Source organism: Sorangium sp. So ce406 (assembly GCF_051474675.1).
GTDB lineage: Bacteria > Myxococcota_A > Polyangia > Polyangiales > Polyangiaceae > Sorangium > Sorangium cellulosum_G.
On sequence record NZ_CP150340.1, the window covers coordinates 12066760 to 12085597 of the forward strand.

10 protein-coding genes are annotated in these 18838 nt (G+C 74.8%); 7 read left to right on the plus strand and 3 right to left on the minus strand.

All coding sequences use genetic code 11. From position 1 onward, the window contains the following. Window positions 1-260 precede the first annotated feature (260 nt). From WME96_RS45335 to WME96_RS45350, 4 genes are all read left to right on the plus strand, one after another. A complete protein-coding gene (locus tag WME96_RS45335; RefSeq protein ID WP_437287761.1) occupies window positions 261-2039 on the plus strand; it encodes an AMP-dependent synthetase/ligase in 1779 nt (592 codons plus the stop codon). A 2-nt stretch (window positions 2040-2041) separates the two neighbouring features. Then, window positions 2042-2755 (plus strand): HAD family hydrolase, encoded by a 714-nt coding sequence (locus tag WME96_RS45340; protein WP_437287762.1) that lies wholly within the window; start codon window positions 2042-2044, stop codon window positions 2753-2755. Window positions 2756-3026: 271 nt separating this feature from the next. Next, complete coding sequence (locus WME96_RS45345; protein WP_061619134.1) at window positions 3027-3236, plus strand: hypothetical protein; 210 nt, start codon at window positions 3027-3029, stop codon at window positions 3234-3236. A gap of 10 nt (window positions 3237-3246) precedes the next feature. Then, entirely contained in the window at window positions 3247-3558 is a 312-nt protein-coding gene (locus tag WME96_RS45350) for a hypothetical protein (RefSeq protein ID WP_437287763.1), read from the plus strand. A 244-nt stretch (window positions 3559-3802) separates the two neighbouring features. Here WME96_RS45350 and WME96_RS45355 read toward each other — a convergent pair whose 3' ends face one another. The 3 genes from WME96_RS45355 to WME96_RS45365 form a co-directional block, all read right to left on the minus strand. Further along, window positions 3803-4216, minus strand: coding sequence for a hypothetical protein (locus WME96_RS45355; RefSeq protein WP_437287764.1), 414 nt, complete (start codon window positions 4214-4216; stop codon window positions 3803-3805). A 293-nt stretch (window positions 4217-4509) separates the two neighbouring features. Further along, window positions 4510-4902, minus strand: a complete 393-nt coding sequence (locus WME96_RS45360; RefSeq protein ID WP_437287765.1) for a YtxH domain-containing protein — start codon at window positions 4900-4902, stop codon at window positions 4510-4512. A 145-nt stretch (window positions 4903-5047) separates the two neighbouring features. Next, window positions 5048-6184 carry a hypothetical protein gene (locus WME96_RS45365; RefSeq protein WP_437287766.1) on the minus strand — a complete coding sequence of 379 codons (1137 nt, stop codon included), beginning with the start codon at window positions 6182-6184 and terminating at the stop codon, window positions 5048-5050. 526 nt (window positions 6185-6710) lie between these two features. On the opposite strand from WME96_RS45365, the gene WME96_RS45370 reads away from it, so the two are divergent. From WME96_RS45370 to WME96_RS45380, 3 genes are all read left to right on the plus strand, one after another. Further along, complete coding sequence (locus tag WME96_RS45370; protein ID WP_437287767.1) at window positions 6711-8783, plus strand: zinc-ribbon domain-containing protein; 2073 nt, start codon at window positions 6711-6713, stop codon at window positions 8781-8783. Then, on the plus strand, window positions 8776-10635 hold the full coding sequence (locus WME96_RS45375; protein ID WP_437287768.1) for a S49 family peptidase: 1860 nt from the start codon (window positions 8776-8778) through the stop codon (window positions 10633-10635). Before WME96_RS45370 ends, WME96_RS45375 begins: the two co-directional genes overlap by 8 nt. A 278-nt stretch (window positions 10636-10913) precedes the next feature. Next, window positions 10914-18728, plus strand: coding sequence for a hypothetical protein (locus WME96_RS45380; RefSeq protein ID WP_437287769.1), 7815 nt, complete (start codon window positions 10914-10916; stop codon window positions 18726-18728). The last annotated feature ends 110 nt before the right edge of the window (window positions 18729-18838 follow it).

Consider the following 18838-nt stretch of genomic DNA (forward strand, 5'->3'; position numbering starts at 1 on the left):
ACGTCCAGCCGGTAATCGCAGCAATAACCACGACTTGTTCGATCTGCACCGGCGCGCGCGCCCGGGCTCGCCACCCGCGGAGCGCGTGGGCGAGGCGTGCTGGACAGACGTGCGCGGCGGAGCCGTTCCGCCCTCCGCAAGGGGATGCGATTCCTGCTAGTGTGAGGAACATCACGATCCGTGCGACTCCTGGTCCTCGGAGGAGGGTGTAGGAAGTTCGCCTATGCTTGCGCACCGTTTGCTCTTGAACGAGGTAGCCGATGCCCTGTGACTCGATTCCGCGGCGCCTGCTGGGCCAGGCGAAGGTGCGGCCCGAGGCGCCAGCCCACTACGTCAAGGAGGGCGGCTTCTGGAGGATGACCAGCTTCCGGGAGTACGCGAGCGAGGTGCGGCGCGCCGCCCGGTCGCTCATCGCGCTCGGCGTCGAGCCTGGCGCGACGGTGAGCCTCCTCGGCTTCAACCGGCCCGAGTGGGTGGTGCTCCACGTGGCCTGCATGGCGGTCGGGGGCGCCCCCGCGGGCGTCTACACGACGTGCTCGCCCGAGGAGGTGCGCCACATCGTCCACCACGCGGCCTCGAAGGTGGTGCTGGTCGAGAACAGGCGCCAGCTCGAGAAGGTCCTGAGCCAGTGGGACCGCCTGCCGCAGCTCGAGTGGGCGGTGCTGATGCGGGGCGCGGAGCCCGGGGGCGATCCGCGGGTCCTGTCCTGGGACGAGTTCCTCGCGCGGGGCAGCCGCGTCCCGGACGAGCAGATCGAGCAGCGGCTCGACGCGCTCGAGCCGCGGGGGCTCGCGACGCTGATCTACACGTCCGGGACCGTGGGGCCGCCGAAGGGCGTGATGCTGAGCCACGAGAACCTCACGAGCGTGGCGGACGTGTCGGCGCGCATCATCCCGCTCTCGCCCTGGGATGTCATGCTGTCCTACCTGCCGCTCTCGCACATCGCCGAGCAGATGTTCACGATCCACCTGCCGGCCTCGGTCGGCCTGGCCGTGTACTTCGCCGAGTCGATGGACGCGCTCGCGGACAACCTCAAGGAGGTGCGGCCGACCGCCTTCTTCGGGGTCCCGCGCGTCTGGGAGAAGATGATGGCCGGCGTCGGCGCGAAGCTCTCCGCCGCGAAGGGCCTGCAGAAGATCACGCTGGAGCAGGCGAGGCGCGTCGCGCTCCAGCACGCGCAGCTCCGCGCCCGGGGCGAGCCGCCGGGGCCGCTGCTCGCGGCGCAGCACCGCCTCTTCGACAAGCTGGTCTACGCGAAGGTGAAGGCCGCCCTGGGGCTCGACCGGGCGCACGCGTGCAGCACCGGCGCGGCCCCCATCGCGAAGGAGGTCCTCGAGTTCTTCGCGTCGATCGATCTCCTGATCACCGAGGTCTACGGTCAGTCCGAGGTGACCGGCCCCACGAGCTACAACGTGCAGGGCAGGACGAAGCTCGGCTCCGTGGGCCCGGTCGTGCCAGGCGTGGACGTGAAGATCGCCGACGACGGCGAGATCCTCGTGAAGGGGCCGAACGTGTTCCTCGGCTACTACAAGGACCCGGAGGCGACCGCGCAGGCCCTGGTCGACGGCTGGCTCCGCTCCGGGGATCTCGGCAGGTTCGACGAGGAGGGGTTCCTCCACATCACCGGGCGGAAGAAGGAGATCCTCATCACCGCCGGCGGAAAGAACGTCTCGCCCGGGAACATCGAGGAGGCGCTGAAGCGCCACGACCTCATCGCCGAGGCGGTGGTCGTCGGCGACGGGCGAAAGTTCCTCACCGCCCTGGTGGTGCTCGCCCCCGACGCCGTGAAGCGCGTCGCGGCCGAGCGCGGGCTGAGCGGCGATCTCCCGCGCGACGCGGGCGCGATCCGGGAGAGCGTGCAGCGGGCCGTCGATGAGGTGAACGGTCAGCTCGGGCAGGTCGAGACGATCAAGAAGTTCACGATCCTGCCGCGCGGCTTCACCATCGAGGACGGCGAGCTGACGCCGACGCTCAAGATCAAGCGGCGCAATGTGACCCGGAACTTTGCGCGCGAGATCGAGGCGATGTACGCCGAGTGACCATGCGCGACGCGCCTGCTACCGCCGTCTCCTTCGACTTCGGCCAGACCCTGGTGGAGCTCGACACCGGGCTGCTCTCCGCACGCCTCGCGGAGCGGGGCATCACCGCACCTCGGGAGCAGCTCGACGGCGCCGTCGACTCGGGCTGGCGCGCGTACAACGAGGCGATCCAGCGCGGGTTCGGCGGGCACCCGTGGAAGATCATGATGCGCCGCCTCCTCGAGGTGGGCGGCGTCCCGGCCGGCGCGCTCGACGCGGCGGTCGACTGGCTCTGGACGGAGCAGCCGCGGAAGAACCTCTGGCGCCGGCCGATCGCAGGGATGATCGACGTCGTGGACGAGCTCGTGCAGGCCGGCGTGCCGGTCGCGGTGCTGTCGAACTCGGAGGGCAGGCTCGACGAGCTGGTCGACGAGCTCGGCTGGTCCGCGCGCTTCGTGGCGGTCGCGGATTCGGGGCGGCTCGGGTTCGAGAAGCCGGGGAGGGAGATCTTCGCGTGGACGGCCGAGCGCCTCGGCGCGCCGCTCGCCTCGGTGGTCCATGTCGGCGACTCCCTCGCCGCCGATGTCGAGGGCGCGCTCGCGGCGGGCATGCGGGCCGTCTGGTTCAAAGGCGACCCCCGGAGGGCCGCGCCGATGCCCCACGCCGAGCGCGTCGCCGTGTGCGACGACGCGGACTCGCTGCGCCGCGCGCTCAGGGCGTTCGGCGTGCGCTTCTAGCCTGGCCGCGCGGGCGCGCCGCCGGCCGTCGCGCCGCGGACCGGACGCGCCAGGCTCGCCGCGGGCGGCGCTCCCTCGCGCTCCGCTGTCTGCGAGCGCGCGCGGTCGGTGAGCACGAACGTCCCGGGAGGCGCCCGGGCCCGCGCTCGTCGCGCGCTCTTCTCTCCTGGAACTCCTCGCCCTGCTGCCCGTCCGGGGGCGTCGTTCTCTGGATCGTGCAGCCGATGCACGTCTTTCGGGTGGTTCGGGCATTGCTGGAGACGGGCTCACGATGGTCGTCAACGATGCAAGAATCGAAGAAGAGCCCGGGCGCGCAGGGGGGCAAGCGGACGTCTCCGCCGTCGTCCCTCGTGTCTTCAACGAGGTCCGTCGCGCGGACGAGAGGCTCGTCTCGCTCGTGCAAGAGCGCCCCGTGGCCACGCTGTGCGCGGTGGCCGCGGTGGGGTACCTGATCGGACGGGTCGTCACGCGGCTGGGTTGAGGAGGTCACCATGGCGGATGGCGAGGTCAACGCGACACAGGGGCGCGACGGACAGGAGAAGGTGAACGAGGCGCTCGGCCGGCTCGACGCGACGGAGGTCACCCGGGCGGTCTCGGCGTTCGCGCGGGAGAACCCGCACGTGGCGCTCGCGGCGGCGGCCGGGCTCGGGTTCCTGCTCGGCGGTGGCATGACGCCGCGGGTGCTCAGCAGGCTCGGGTCGTTCGCGACCCGGAGCTACGTCAAGAGCACGCTGGCCCAGGTGGTCGGGACCCTCCTCGATGAGCAGGCGCGAGCCCAGAGCCAGCTCGGATCGTCCCCCTGACACCAGGCGCCCGCGCGGGCGCTGGCGGCGCGACCCGCGCCGCACCTCGCTGGGCGCGCCCCGCCCTGCTCACCCCCTCCTCCCACCGAGCCCCGACCAGGACATGCCTCGACGGCGCGACGCCTCGACGGCGCGGCCCGGCGCGCGCTGGATGCGTTCTCGCTCACGTCGGATGGGCCATCGCGCGCGTCGCCGGTCGGGACGGCGCTCGTCTCCTGCGCCCGGCCGCCGCGCCGCGCGTCCTTCAGGCCCTGCGGCTGTACGTCTTGCGGATGCGGCGTCCGCCGCTCTCGCTCAGCACCTCTTCGACGCTGCGGGACACGTCGGGCAGGCAGCGGACGGAGAGCAGCGCGCCGCCGCCCATGCTGCTGGCCTCGTCGAGGCAGCGCGCCTCGTACTCGGGCACGCGAGCGCCGAGCACGGCGCCGAGCAGGGTGCCGGCCGCGCCGGCCGCGCCGGCCCCGGCGAGGCACGCGACGATGGGGCCCGCCAGGAACGCATCGAGCCTGGGGATGATCAGCGCGCCTCCGGCCATGATCGCGGCGAGCGTGCCTCCGACGAGCCCTCCGATCACGGCGCCCAGGGCGGCCCCTTCGGACGCCTTGCTGTGAATCGTGAGCTCGATCTCGGCCAGGCGGGGGTGCTGCTTGGGCACCATGCTGATGTCCTCGGCCGCGACGCCCAGGGCGAGGAGGCGGCCAAGGGCGCCAGCGGCTTCCGTGCGACCCGGGAAGAATGCAGTGAGCGTCCGGTAATACATCATCGACGAGGGCCCCTGTGACGCGCTTCGCGAGGTGTCTCGCTCAATCCATCCGCGCTCGGAAAAGCATCGCTTGTGCCGCTCTGGCTGCGCAGATGTCGCTCGGCCGCCGCAATGTGCCCGGGAAATGATGGAAGGCGCCGCACCGCGCTGGGACGGTGCGGCGCCTTCGCGCCTGCCCTGGAGCTCGCTCAGCGGACGCCGAGGTCGTCCGCAAACGAGCGCTCCCCGATGATCGGACCGGTGCTCTCCTGGATCTGATCCTGAGCCCGCTGCGCGGCCTCGAGCGTGCGGTCCTTGGCCTTCTCCGCGGCCCGTTCCGCGCTGGTGCGCATCCGACCTGCGCGCTCGCGGAGCCGGCCTGCGCTGTCGCGCAGCCGCCGGCGAGCCTGGTCGCCCGACGTCGGCGCGACCAGGACGCCGAACGCGACGCCGATACCGAGCCCGACCGCGACGGGAACGATCCAGTCGAGTGAGCTCCTTCTCCGGTAGGGGAAAATGTCGGCCATGTAATTGACGAGATCGGTTGCCTTCATTGTGGCTCCGTCGGTTCCCATCGCGCGCGGGGCGCGAGCATCGCGCATCCCTCGGCGTGGATTCACGTGGCTGGAACAGGGACCGGCGGGACGTGAGGCAGCGCGCATGCCAAGGGCATATTGCGCACGGAGGGAGCAGGGCCAGGAGCGCGCTGCCGAGGGGCTCGATCGCAGCGGTGGAGGCGCCGCGACGCTAGCGGCAGAAGCCGTCGATGCAGACCCGGCCCTCGCTGCAGGGCTTCTCGGGATCGCACTCGCCGCCGAGGTTGTCGCTCGAGCCGCACACCTGGTGCACGCCAGAGAACGTCGTCACGGTCCTGCACTCGCTGAGGGAGGGCGACTGGCTGTCGCAGGCGTTCGGGTTCGGCTGCTCGCACGAGATGTAGCAGCTGTGATGGAGGCAGATCGAGCCCGGCGCGCAGAGGTCCTGCACCCCATCCTCGCCGCACACGAAGTTGCTCGACTGTTCCGGGATGCAGCCGTTCTCGACCCAGGCGTAGCCCTCGGGGCACTCGCCGCCGTCGCTCCTCGGGACACAGGCGCCGTCGACGCAGACGGAGGAGGGGCCGCCGCAGTCGTCGGTGATGACGCAGGGCTGCGCAGGCTGGGAGCAGACGCCGAGGTCCGCGTCGCAACGGTAGCTGCTGGGGCAGTCCGCGTCGTCGCTGCAGGCCGGCGTACATTTGCCCTCGACGCACCTGTCGTCGACCGGACACTGGGTCTGGTCGAAGCACTGGTCCTGAGGCGCGGTGCAGATGCCGCTCACGCAGAGGTAGTCCCCGCCGAGGCCGGCGCAGTCTTCGTCGGCGCCGCACGCCGCCGGGGTCGCCGGCACGCAGGTCGCGTCGTCCCCGTCGCCTTCGCAGACATATCCGTGGACGCACCCGAGCGGGTCGCCGCTCGGAAGGACGTCATCGCAGCTCCCGGGCTGACACGTGCCGTCCGGGGCGCAGGTCTCGCCCGGGGCGCAGTCGCCCGGGTTACCGCAGTACACGGTACCGCTGCCGCCTCCCCCGCTGCCGCCAGCGCCGCCGCTGCCGCCCTCCCCGGAGGAGCCGCTCGCGACGCAGGAGGCGGTGAGGTCGTCGGCGACGACGCACTCGAAGCCGCGGCTACACCCCCACGTGGTGCAGTCGCCGACGTGGCAGGCGTTGTCCTCGCCACAGGTCTCGTTGATCCCGCAGTCGGCCGGCACCTCGCAGCCGTCCGAGGTGCTGGGTCCGCAGTCCTCCGCATCACAGAAGTGGCTGTCGGCATCATCGTAGATGGGGCAACCCGCGAGGAGGGGCGCCAGCACGCTCGCGAGACCCAGCAGAGTAAGTCGCTTCATTCACCGTCTCCCGAAGGCATTCGGCCGTCCGGCGTCGAGGGGCGGCGCCCTCGCGCGTGACGGTCGCGACCGAACGAGCGTAGCAAGCGACATGCCCCACACAAGCTCGGCCAGTCGTCGCGCATCTGGGCGCAGCGCGCGGCCGCCGTGAAGCTGCGTTCACGTCGGCATGTGGCCCGCGCGCGCGAGTGTACGCGGCCATGCCCTTCGTGATCGGCTTCGCCAGCGTGGGTCCGCTTCGCGGGCGGCGGGGGAGGGTCGCTGGCGAGGGGGAGGGTCGCTGGCGAGGGGGAGGGTCGCTGGCGAGGGGGGAGGCTCGCAGACGACCCGGGAGGCTCGCTGGCGACCGGGGAAGATGGAGCGGCGCGACGGCGATGGAGCGGTGCGGCGCGAGGCCGTGGGGCGCGCAGGGGAACCCGTGCTACCGTTCCGCCGAGTTCCGGGCGGCCACCTCCGAACGAGGATACCCGGCAGGCTGACGCCTGGGGGCCAGCCGTTCGCGAGGACACGGGGACCGGTCGAGCAGATGGATGTCACCTGCGAGCGTTGCAGCACCGAATACGAGTTCGACGACGCGCTCGTGTCGGAGCGCGGAACGACGGTCAAGTGCACGAACTGCGGCTTCCAGTTCAAGGTGCGCCGCACCGACGGCGCCCTCCCCGAGAAGTGGGTGGTGCGCACCCTCGGCGGCCGGGAGCTCGAGTTCAAGATGCTCCGGGAGCTCCAGGCCGCGATCTCCCAGGGCCACATCACCCGCGATGACGTGATCTCGCGCGGCAACGCCAGGCCGCGGCGGCTCGGGTCGATCGCGGAGCTGGAGCCGTTCTTCAAGGGCCCGGGCAGCATGGTCATGGCCGGGACCGCGCTCGGCATCGGTGGGCCCTCGCCGCTGTCGGGCCGCGCGAGGTCGCTCACCCCGCAGGGGCTCGGCGGTCCAGCGCCGGCGCAGACCGACGGCTCGGTCGCGATCCCGCTCCCGCGCGCGGAGGGCTCTCCCGAGTCCATCCACGACGCCGAGACGATCGTGCGGGAGGTGCGGGACTTCCAGCCGGGCAGGGAGCGGCCAGCGCCGCGCCGCGCGACGCCGCTCGCCGCCGACGATGAGGCCGGCGGCGCCGCTCGCGCGATGCTCAAGCCGAACGCGCTGCCCGGGGTCGTGGTGCCGCCGGAAGAGGCGCCGCCGCTGCCGGACGGGCACCCCGCGCGGCGTCCGGAGCCGCGGACGCTGCGCGGCGCCGGGGTCGCCGAGGCGCGCCAGGGCAGCAGCCTGAAGCCCGTGGACGCGGGCAGCGATTCCCAGGGGCGGGCCGCTGGGCTCGCTCCGCTGAGGATCCCGAACAGCGTCCCGCCGCCGCGCGCCGAGCCCACGCCCGCGTCCGCGGGCGAGAGCCAGGGAGACGACGGCCCGCCGGCGAGGCGCGGCGGGGAGCGCGCGGCGCGGCGAGCGGGATCGCCGATCGAGAGCGCGCCGGCAGAGCCCGAGGGCCGCCCCTCGTACGTCGACGACATGGACGGGGACACGCGGATCTCCGCGCCGCCCATACGGAGGACCGGGATCGCCCGGTGGGTCGTCGGTCTCATCGTCGTCGGCCTCGTGGCGGTGAGCGCCGCGACGCTCGGGCCGAAGTACCTGAAGCCCGCGGTTCAGGCGCCGCCCGTGACGCGCGACGATCGCGTGCCGACCCTGCTCGCAGACGGCGAGCGGAGCCTGACGGAGGGGGACCTCGAGACGGCGAGGGACAAGCTCGTCAAGGCGAGCGCGCTCGCCGAGGACGACCCGCGCGTCGCCGCGGCGCTGGCCCGGCTCGAGACAGTGAACGCGGACATGCGGTGGCTCCGGCTGCAGCTCCTCGCCCCGGAGGACCCGGATCTGGACACGATGCGGCACGAGCTCCATGTCGCGATCGATCGCGCCCGCAAGGCGATCGATCACGCGCGCCGCGTCGCGCCGGAGGACGCGGGGGTGAAGCGCGCGGCGATCGATCTGCTCCGCATGCAAGGGGACCTCGCCTCGGCGCGGCGCCTCGTCGGCACGATCTCGGCCGAGAGCGCGCAGCCGGAGAACTCCCTGACGCTGGCCGGGCTCGATCTCGCGGAGGCTTACCCGAGCTGGGCCGCGGTGGTCGAGCGGCTCCGGGCGGCGGCGAGCAGCGAGCAGAGCCCCGGGCGGGCGCGGGCGCTGCTCGCCTATGCGCTCGCGCGGTCCGGCGATCTCGCGTCCGCTCGCACCGAGAACGATCGCCTGCTCGCCATGAGCCGGCCGCACCCGCTCGCGCACCCGCTCCGCGCCTTCATCGATCGCCTCGAGAAGGCGCAAAGCAAGCCGGACGGCGGCGCCGAGCCGGCCTCGAGCGCGCGCGGCGAGGGCCCTCCGGCGGGCGCTCCCGACCCGAGCCCCTCGGCGGCGCCGGCCGCGCCCGGGCGCGGCCGCCGTGGGCCGGAGCCGGACGACGGCCGGGTGCCCGATGACTACGTTGCCCCGGGCGGCACCATCGATACGAGCGACCTCCCCGGCGTGCACCCGCCGCCGACCGCCTCGCCGGGCGCGACCGCGCCCGAGATCGACACCTCCGATCTGCCCGGGATCAAGCATGAGTAAGCACCGAGCTCGACGAGGAGGGTGGGCCGGCGTCGGCGCCCTCGCGGTGGCAGCGTCGATGGCAGGCTGCACCGGGAGAGAGCGGGCCGCGTCGCTGCCGGCGCCCGCCGCCGGGCGGCTCGAGGAGCCGGCGGTCATCGAGATCGATCTCTCGCGCGGGCTCCCCGAGAGCGCATCGGTATCGCTCTTCGGCCCGCCGAGCAGCAGGACGCACGCGCAGCTCGTGCGGTCGTTGCGGTCGCTCTCCGAGGCGGAGAGCGCGAAGGGCTTCCTCGTGCGGCTCGGGACCTCGCGCATCGCCTTCGCGCGGGCCCACGAGATCGGCCGGATCCTCGGCGACGTCCGCAAGGCGGGGCGGCCGGTCGTGTGCCACGCGGACGAGTACAACAACGCGTCGATGCTGCTGGCCGCCGCTGCGTGCACCAAGCTCTGGCTCAGCCCGGCCGGGCAGGTCGACACGGTGGGGATCGCGGCGCAGCTCGTGTTCGCGAAGGGGCTCCTCGACAAGCTCAACGTGGACGTCGACTTCCTTCAGGTGGGGAAGTTCAAGGGCGCGAGCGAGCCTTTCACGCGGGAAGGGGCGAGCCCCGAGGCGCGTCAGTCGCTCGAGGCCGCGCTGGGCGGGCTCCGTGAGGCGTGGCTGTCGGCCATCGTGGAGGGGCGCGGCAAGCAGGAGCTCCGCGAGGCCGTCGAGGACGGCCCGTTCGCGCCGGAGGCGGCGAAGGCCAGGGGGCTCGTGGACGAGCTCGGCGACGTCGAGGCCGCGCTCGAGGACGCGAAGAAGCTCGCCGGCACCGAGCACTCCGTGCCGCGCTTCGGAGGCGTCGAGCGCGATGCGAGCCTCTCGAGGAGCCTTGTGGACGTGTTCCGCTCGGTCGCCGGGGCGAGCTCGCTGGGGACGCCGCACGTGACGGTGGTCCCGGCGATCGGCGGCATCAGCATGACCGCCAGCGGGGTGCCCCTCGGCTCGTCGGACGGGATCGGCGAGCGCGAGCTCGGGCGGGTGATCACGCGCTTGACCAAGGACGCGAGCACGAAGGCGGTCGTGCTCCGGATCGACTCGCCCGGCGGGTCGGCGCTCGCCTCGGATCTGCTCTGGCAGAAGCTGATGCGGCTGCGGAAGGAGAAGCCGCTGGTCGTCTCGATCGGCGGGATGGCGGCGAGCGGCGGCTACTACCTCGCCTGCGCCGGCACCAAGGTCGTCGCCGAGCCGACGAGCATCATCGGCTCGATCGGCGTCGTGGGCGGCAAATTCGCCGTCGGGAAGGCGCTTGCGGACATCGGGATCAACGCAGAGACCGTCGCGGCCAACCCGGATCCCGAGCGCGCGGCGCGCGCCGCGTACATGTCGGCGCTCACGCCCTGGGACGAGCCCACCCGCGCCCGTGTGCTCGCCTCCATGGAGGCGGTTTACGATCTCTTCCTGAAGCGCATCACGGAGGGGCGGAACCTCCCGCTGGAGACGATCACGCCCTCCGCCGAGGGGAGGATCTTCGGCGGCGCCGAGGCCCACGGGCGCTCGCTCGTCGATGAGCTCGGCGGGCTGGAGCGGGCGATCGCGCTGGCGCGCGAGCTGGCGGAGCTGCCCGAGGACGCCCCGGTCGAGATCGAGCAGGACGATGGAGGGCTGCTCGAGCTCCTGGCCGCTGGCGACGAAACCGCCGAGGGCGACGCGCGGACGCCCGACCGCGCGGCGCTCAAGGAGCGCGCGCGGGAGGCGATGGCGGGCGCCCTCCTGCCCGAGTGGCTCGGCGTCGCGCCGGAGGTCGGGACCTTCGCCGCCTCGATGGCGCCGCTTCTGGCCGGAGAGCGGGCGCTCACGGTGTTACCGTTCGCGGTGACGCTCCGGTAAGGGCGAGAATCGCACCGGAAGTTTGGCCTTGTACCTCGGTCGTTCTGGTAGGCTGAGCGGCATCAGCATACCCGAAGCGGGTCGCCGAAATGAGCTCTTCACCTCCGGATCGGGCAGCATCAGCGTCGGGCGTACGGAGGGCGCCGCAGCCGCCGGAGCTGATGGAGCCCGCGGGGCCCGCCTCTGCGGGGCAGCTCCTCATCGGAGGGAGCCGATCGGTCGCGCCGGTGTCGCGCCATCGCGGCCCGCGGGCTGAGGAGGCCTACTGGCGCGCGCGCATGGACGAGCGCCGCGCCGCCGGCGACGCGCAGGGCGAGCGCGAGGCGGCCCTCGCGCTCGCGAGGATCCTCGCCGCGCGCGGCGTCGAGCTCGACAAGGCCACGGCGCTGGCGCGCCGCGCGCTCGCGCTGGGCGACGACGCCGCGATGAGGAGCGAGCTCGCCGGCTGGCTGGCGGGGCTGGGGGAGCCAGCCCTGGCCGCGGCGGCGCTGCGCGGCGTGCGCGACGACACGCAGCCGCCCGGCGCGACGGCGCGGCTGCTGGTGAAGATCGCCGTGCTCCTCGCGCGCGCGAGCGACGTCGAGGGCGCGGTCGACGCCCTCGAGGAGGCCAGCGAGCTCGCCCCGGACGACGCGATGGCGAGCGAGCTGCTCGGCACGATCTCCGCCTGGGCGTCGGATCAGGTGCTGCCCGAGGCCGCGGCGAAGGCGTACCTCGAGGCTGCCAGGCGGCGCGAAGCGGCGCGGGAGAAGGAGGCGGCGTTCGAGGATCGCCTGCGCGCCTTCGAGATCGCCCCTCACGACGACATGGCAGCCAAGGCCATGGCCGCGGCGCTGTTCGTGCGCAGCAGGCACGGCGCCGCCGACGAGGTGCTCCGGACGCACGCGGACGCGCTCGCGGCGCGGGTGTCAAGCGGCGCGGCCGGGGCTGCGGGGGCCTCCGCTCTGCAGCGCGCGAGGGAGGTCCACGGCCACCGGCTCCAGGGCGCGACGAGCGAGGGGGACTGGGCGCGCGCCGTGGGCTGCGTGCTCGACGCGGGGCTCGACGCGGACGTCGACGGCGACGCCGCCGTCGAGATCGACGAGGTGCTCGAGCAGGCGGGGCTCTACGAACTCGTGGCCGCGCGGCTCGAGATCCGGGCCGAGCAGCGCGCGGGGGCGCCGCGGGCGGAGGCGTACGCGGCGCTGGCGCGGCTCTTCGCCGGCCCGCTCGCGAGCCCCGACCGCGCGGTGGAGGCCTGGATCGAGGCCGCGGCGAGCGACTGCGGCAACGCGGTGGCGCGCTCCGCGCTGCGCGAGCACGCGGCGACCCTGCACGACATGGCGCCCCTCGTCGAGGCCCTCATCCGCATCGGCGAGGGCGCGGATCCGAGGGCAAGAGAGGACGCGGCGGGGCAGATCGACGCGCTGTCCGAGCTCGCCCGCCTCGCCGAGGAGAAGATCGGCGACCCCGGCCTGGCGCAGTGGGCGTTCGAGGCGCTGAAGAGCCTTGGCGGCGACCCGGAGCGCGCCGCGGCAGGGCTCCAGCGGATCGCGGAGCGGCTCAAGACGCAAGACGAGGCGCTCGCCGCGGCGCAACGCGCGCTGCGCGGCGCGGAGTCCGCCGAGGGGCGGATCGACGCGCTCCGCCGGCTCGTCGTGATCTACCGGGGCCGCCCGAAGGAGCGCGCCGCCTACGAGGAGGCGCTCGTGGGGCTCTCGCGGGCGCTGCCGACCGACCGCGGCTGCCTGCTGGCGCTCGATCGGCTGAGCCGCCGGACCGGGGGAGGCGCCGCGTTCGACGCCCTGCTGCGCGGGCGGCTGGCCGAGGCAGCGCGGCCGTCGCCCGCGGAGGCCGAAGGCGCGCGCTCCGCGAGATCCGAGGCGATCCGCGCGTCGTCGTTGACGCGGGTCGAGCTGGCGCGCGTCCGCCTCCTCCTGTCGGCGATCGCCCGGCGGCAGGGCCAGGACGCCCGCGCGCTCGACGAGGTGCTGCCGCTGCTCAGCGACGCGCCGGGGCACCGCGGCGCGGCCAGCGCTGCGCTCGTGCTGGCGACGCGGACGGGGCGCCTGCGGGAGCGCGCCGACGCGATCGTGCAGCTCGCGGCGCCGGTCTGGCCGGCGCTGCGCGCGGTGCTGCTCTCGCTCGCCGCGGAGCTCTACGCGCGCGCGGGCGCGGCCCCGCTCGCGCGCGAGGTCGCGGTGCTCGCCTGCGAGGCCGATCCGTCGTGTACCCGCGCGGTGGCCACGCTCGCCGCGACGCTCACGGCAGATCTCGCCCGCGCTGCCGAGGCGGGCGAGGCGCCGCCGTTCGAGGTCGATCGGGCCATCGCCGCGGCGATCGAGCGCTCCATCACGACGGTGTTCCCGCGCGGCGCGCTCTGCGACGGCCTCGCGAGGGCGCTCGAGGCGCTCGGCGAGCTGCCGCTCGCCCTCGCGTGGACCCAGCGCTGGCTCGCGCTGCGGCCCGGGTCCCCTCAGGCGACCGCGGAGCTCATCCGCCGCGCCGCGGTCGCGCGCGACGCCGCCCGGCTCTCGGACGCGCTCGCGTGGATCCTGGCGCAGCCCAAGCCGCTCGGCGAGATGGCGGCCGCGCTCGCGAACGCCCTGCACGCGCTCTACGATCTCGACCCGGAGCGCGGCACGGCGCTCGCGAGGCGCTCGCTCGACGTCTTCGGCCCGCAGAACCCGCTTCTGCGCGAGCGGCTCCTCGAGCTCGCGCGCCGCTCCGGCGACCCTCACCTCGCGGTGACCGTGCTGGAGCGGTGGCTCGCCGTCGAGCTCACGGCGTCGCACGCTGTCGAGCTCATGCTCATGCTCGCCGACTGCCGTCTCGACGGCGGCGACCCGGACGGGGCCGCCCAGGAGCTCGGGCGCGCGGCCGCGGCGGAGGCCGACGCGCAGGAGGTCCTCGCGCGGATCCAGCGCCTCGAGGCGTCGCTGCTCGACGCGAAGGGGCTCAGCTCCGACGGCGCGATCGCGCTGGCCGAGGCGAAGGCGCGGGCGTTCACCGCCCAGGGGGGCGACGCTGCGGAGGAGGCCGCGGCCGCGTGGCGCGAGGTCGGTAGCCTCCTCTGGGACCTCGCCGAGGACCATCGAGGCGCCGAGCGGGCCTTCTTCCGGGCGAGCGAGGTCGCGCCGAGCGGCGGGACCGAGCGCTACGCGCGGGACATGTGCGAGTTCGCCGGCGTCGAGGCGGCGATCGATGCGCTCGTCGTCCGCGCCGCCGAGGTGCGGGGTGACGGCGGAGCGCAGCCCGCCGCGGCGGAGGGCAGGTGGTCGGGCGACGTCGGGCCCGAGCGCAGGAGGCGCGCCAACCTGCTGATCGAGGCCGCGAACCTCGCGCACGAGCACGGCCTGCCCGAGCGGGCGCTCGCCGCGGCGGCGAGCGCGATCGAGCTCGACCCTCTCCGCGCCGACGCCGTGGCGCTCGTCGAGAAATCGGCGGACGCTGACGGCGGCGTCGCCGTCCTCGACAAGACGTACCGGCTGCTCGCCGACGCGGCCCTGGGCTGCTACGGCCGCCGCGCCGCCCACTACCGAGCGGCGCGGCAGCTGGAGCGGCGCGGCGCCTTCGAGCTCGCGCTCGCGCACGCGGTGGCCAGCTTCGAGGCGGTGCCCACCGAGGGGACGTCGTACGTGCTGCTCGCGCGGCTCGCCGAGCACGCCGACGAGCCGTCGGAGGCCGTGCGCGCCCTCGAGCGGGTCGCGGCGGCGGCCGACCCGGCGTCGCGCAACGCGTGGCTGAAGCGCGCCGCGGCCCTCACCGGCCGCACGGAGGAGGGCCTCCGGCTGCGCCTCGACATCCTGCTCCGCGCGATGGTCGTGCGCCCGGACCCGGCGATCGTCGACGACGTCGGCGCGGCCATCCGCGAGCTCGTCGCGTGCACCGGGCAGCCGGAGGTCGAGGCCATCCGCTTCGACCGCGCGGTCAAGGCCAGCATCGCGAAGCTCGAGGGCCCCGACGGGGCTCGCGCGGGGCTCGCGATGGCGCGCATCGCGGTCGAGGTCCTCGACTCGCCGGCGCTCGCGCTCGCCGCGATCGAGCGCGCGATGCTCGCCGACGGCGACGTGGACGAGTTCCTGACGCTCCTCGACATCGTCGGCGAGCTCGCGCGACATACCGAGCCGGCGTCGCACCTCATCGCGGCGGTGTATGCCGCCGCGATGAAGCCGCACTCGAGCGTCGGCCCTGGCCTGCTCCGGTGGGCGAGCAAGCTCGCGGGCGCGCTCAACGTGCCGCCCGTCGCGGCGGCGCTGCTGGTCGAGGCGGCCCGCCGCGCCCCCGAGGACGACGCGCTCGCGTACCAGGCGGAGGCGGCGGTCGAGGCGAGCGGCGACGAGGCGCTGAAGCGATCGCTGGACGACGCCCTGCCGGTCGCGCGGCGCCTCGAGGCGCTGCTCCACCTCGCCGACAAGCACGAGCGCGAGGGCCAGCGCGCGGAGGCCATGGTCGCCCTGGAGCGGGCGCTCACCGGCGGACAGCTCCAGGGCGACACGCGCACCGAGGTCGTCGCCCGGCTCCGGCGGCTGTACGCGGCCGAGGCGCGCAGCGGCGATCTCGAGGCGCTCGTGCAGGCCGAGCTCGCGCGCGCGGACCTGCCGGACGCCGTCCGGCTCGAGATGACGCGCGAGCTCGCGGGCATCCTCGCGACCGGCGGCGATCTCCACGGCGCGCTGGAGCTCCTCCTCGACGCCGCGCAGAAGACCCCGTTCGACAAGGCGCACCTCGACGAGCTCATCCGGCTCGCGCGGCGCGCCGACGATCGCCGGCTGCTCTTCGACGTGCTCATGCGCCTCCAGGGCGCCTCCGCCGGCGACGAGGAGCGGCTGCTCGTGCTGCGCGAGCTCGCGCCGCTGGCCCAGGAGCTCGGCGATCGCGGCGCCGCTGTGGCGCTCTACGAGGCGATCGCCCGCCTCGATCCGGCCGACCTTCACGCCCTCGAGGTCGTCGAGCAGGACGCGAGCGACCGCGGCGACCACGCGGCGGTCGCGGCCCTGCTCGCGCGCCGCATCGAGGCGGCGCCGCTGCCGGACACGCGGCGCGCGCTGCGCCTGCGGCGCGCTGCGCTGCTCGAGCAGCGCCTCGGCCTGCTCGACGAGGCGTGCGCCGAGCTGGAGGCCCTGCTCGCGGCGTCGCCGGACGACGTGAGCGCGCTGCGGTTCCTCGCCGACATCCACGAGCGCCTCGGGACGCCGCTCCGCGCGGCCCCGCTCTGGTGCAGGCTGGGCGATCTCGCGACCACCACCGACGAGCGGGCCGAGTACAGCCTCCGCGCGTGCAGCAGCTACCTCGGCGGCGGGGACGTCGAGTCCGCGAAGGACACCCTGGAGAGCGTCGCGCGCATCGCGCCGCGCGAGGCCGTGATCGAGCTGCGCGTCGAGATCGCCCGCCGGGAGGGCGACGGCCACGCGCTCGCCGCGGCGCTCGATCAGCTCGCCAGCGCGTCGCGCGACGCGCCCGAGCGGCGCGCGCAGCTCCTCGTCGAGGCGGCGCGCGCCACCTCGATGCTCGGCGACGACGTCACGGCCCTCGAGCGCGCTCGCCGCGCCGTGAAGCTCGCGCCCGACTCGCCCGACGCCGTCCTCGAGGCGCGCCGCATCGAGTATCGCCTGCGCGGGACCGGGACGCCGCGCGACGCGCAGGCCGCCGTCGAGGAGCTCGGTCGTATCGCGCCGCGCCTGCGCCCGGCGCACGTCGATCTGCACGCATTCCTGCTCGCCGAGACGCTCGACGTCATCCAGGGCCACGGCGCGGGCATGCGCGAGCTGACCCGGCGCCACGCCGAGGTCGGTCCGAGCACGCTGGTCGCGCTCGGCATGGCGGAGCGCCTGGCGCTGAAGCGGAATTTCTCGGCCGCGCTCCCGCTGTTCGAGCGCGCGCTTGGCGGCGATCTCCAGGGCATGCGCGCGCGCGGGCGCGTCGCGCTCGCCGCCGCGGAGACGGCGCAGAACGCCGGCGACCTCGAGGTGGCAGCGCGCCTGCTCGAGGAGGCCGCGGCGGAGCCGGAGACGCGCGCGCTGGCGCTGCGCCGCCAGCTCGAGCTCACGGCGGCCCGGGGCGAGCCCGAGGCCGCGCGGCGGGCGCTCGAGGAGCTGGTCGCGCAGAGCTCGGGCATCGACCGCGCCCGCGCGCTGATGCAGCTCGCGCGCCTGCACGCATCGAGCGATCCGGATCGCGCGGCGCAGATCCTCGCGCAGGCCACGGTGCTCGCGGGCTCGGATCGCGCGCTGGGGCTGAAGATCGCCGAGCTGAACGCCGAGCTCGCCAGCGAGCGGGCGACCCTGCCGCCGGAGGAGGTGCTCCACCCCACCCAGGTCCGGGTCATCGTCGCGGAGCCGCTCCAGGCGGCCCCCGAGGCGTCGCCCGGCGCCTCATCGGCGGTGGGCGGCGCCGCGCCCGCGAGCACCCGCGCGCCGTCGACGAGCGCGCCTGCGAGCACCCGCGCGCCGTCGACGAGCGCGCCTGCGAGCACCCGCGCGCCGTCGACGAGCGCGCCCGCGAGCACCCGCGCGCCGTCGACGAGCGCGCCCGCGAGCACCCGCGCGCCGTCGACGAGCGCGCCCGCGAGCACCCGCGCGCCAGCGAGCGGCAGCGCGCCGGCCTCCAGCGGTCAGCACATCGACCTCGTCGAGCTCAACGACCCGCTGGACGAGTCGCTCATCGCCGCCGACGCAGCAGGGGCCGTCGCGCCCGCGCTGTCCGACGACGACCTGCTCGATGGCCCGGCGGTCGCCGAGCCCTCGCGGGCGCCGGCCGTCGGCGCTGCACTGGGCGCCGCGGAGAGCAGCGCCGCGCGCGCCGGCGCGCCATCGGGCCGCTCCAGCGCCGGCGCGCAGCTCACCGCGCCCCCGGTGTCTGCGCCGACGTCGGCCCAGCCGCCCTCCTCGGCGACGCGGCTCCTGACCGCGTGGCCGCCGTCCGCGGCCGAGAGCTTCGAGGAGGCCGCGCTGTTCCGCGAGCTCGCGGCGGGCTCGTACGAGGCTGGCGAGCGGCTCATGAAGAGCTTCGCCCCGCGCGACGATCGCTCCCGTGAGGCGCTGGCCGTACGCCGGATGCAGGCCCACCTGCGGCTCGGCGACCGGGGCACCCTCGAGCGCCTCCAGGCGGCCGCGATCGCCGACAAGAACATGACCTACGCCCGCGCCATCGAGCACGTGCTGCGCGCCTTCGAGGGCGACGAGCCGGCCGAGCGGCGCGGCGAGGGCTTCATCGCGCCGCCGCTCCTCGCCGCGCAGCGCGACGCGCCGGAGCTCGTGAGCGCCCTGCTCTTCCGCGACCTGGAGTCGCCGGTCAACGAGGCGCTCGCGATCGTCTGGGAGACCGGCCTCTACCGCCGCGACGCAGGCCAGTCCGGGCTCGTCGCCTCCGAGCGGGTCCAGCCGACGTCGCCCACGCTCCTCGGAGAGCTCTACGGCGTCGTGGCCGGCCATCTGGGCCTCCTGCGCACCGCGCTCTACCACCAGCGCGCCTCGTCGCCGGCTCCATCGTCGCCGGAGGGCCAGGTCGTCCGGGTCAACCCGCCGGCGGTGCTGTTGCGGGGCGAGGTCCGCGAGGACACCCCCGAGCTGCGTTACTTGCTCGGCGCCCACCTGGCCGGGGCCATGCCCGAGCACGTCCTCGCGAACACCAGCACCGAGGATGAGCTCCGCACGCTCCTCTCCGCCATCGTCGCCGCGTTCGGCCCGCTGGAGGCCACCACGCAGAGCTCCCGCGGCAACCCCGCCGTGGTGCGGCTCGAGCAGAACCTCTGGCAGCTCATCCCGCCGCGCGCCGAGCGTCGCCTCCGCGAGATCTGCGACAGCGCCAACAAGATGACCTACGAGGGCGCGATCAAGACGACCCGCACCGCGATGCGCCGCGCCGGCCTCTTCGCCGCGGGCAGCATCGCCACGGCGGTGCGCGCGACCATCAAGGAGCGAGGCCTGGAACTCGCCGTCCCCCTGTCCAGGCCCGAGGGGCTCGCCGCCGCGTGCGCGGCGCACCCCGAGATCGCCGATCTCGTACGCCTCGCGACGCGGATGGAGTACGCCGAAGCGCGATGGCAGCCCGGCACGGTGCCCTCACTCCGGCGGGTCGACATGGGGAGCTCGCGCTTCCGTGCAGGCACGTAAGCGCTGACGCCGCCGTGCCGACGTCGGTCGCGCCGCGCCCTCTCCCGCGCCCCGCGCCCCCCGGGGCGCCGACAGCGGGCATGTCGCATCCCGTCTTACCTGGGCCCACG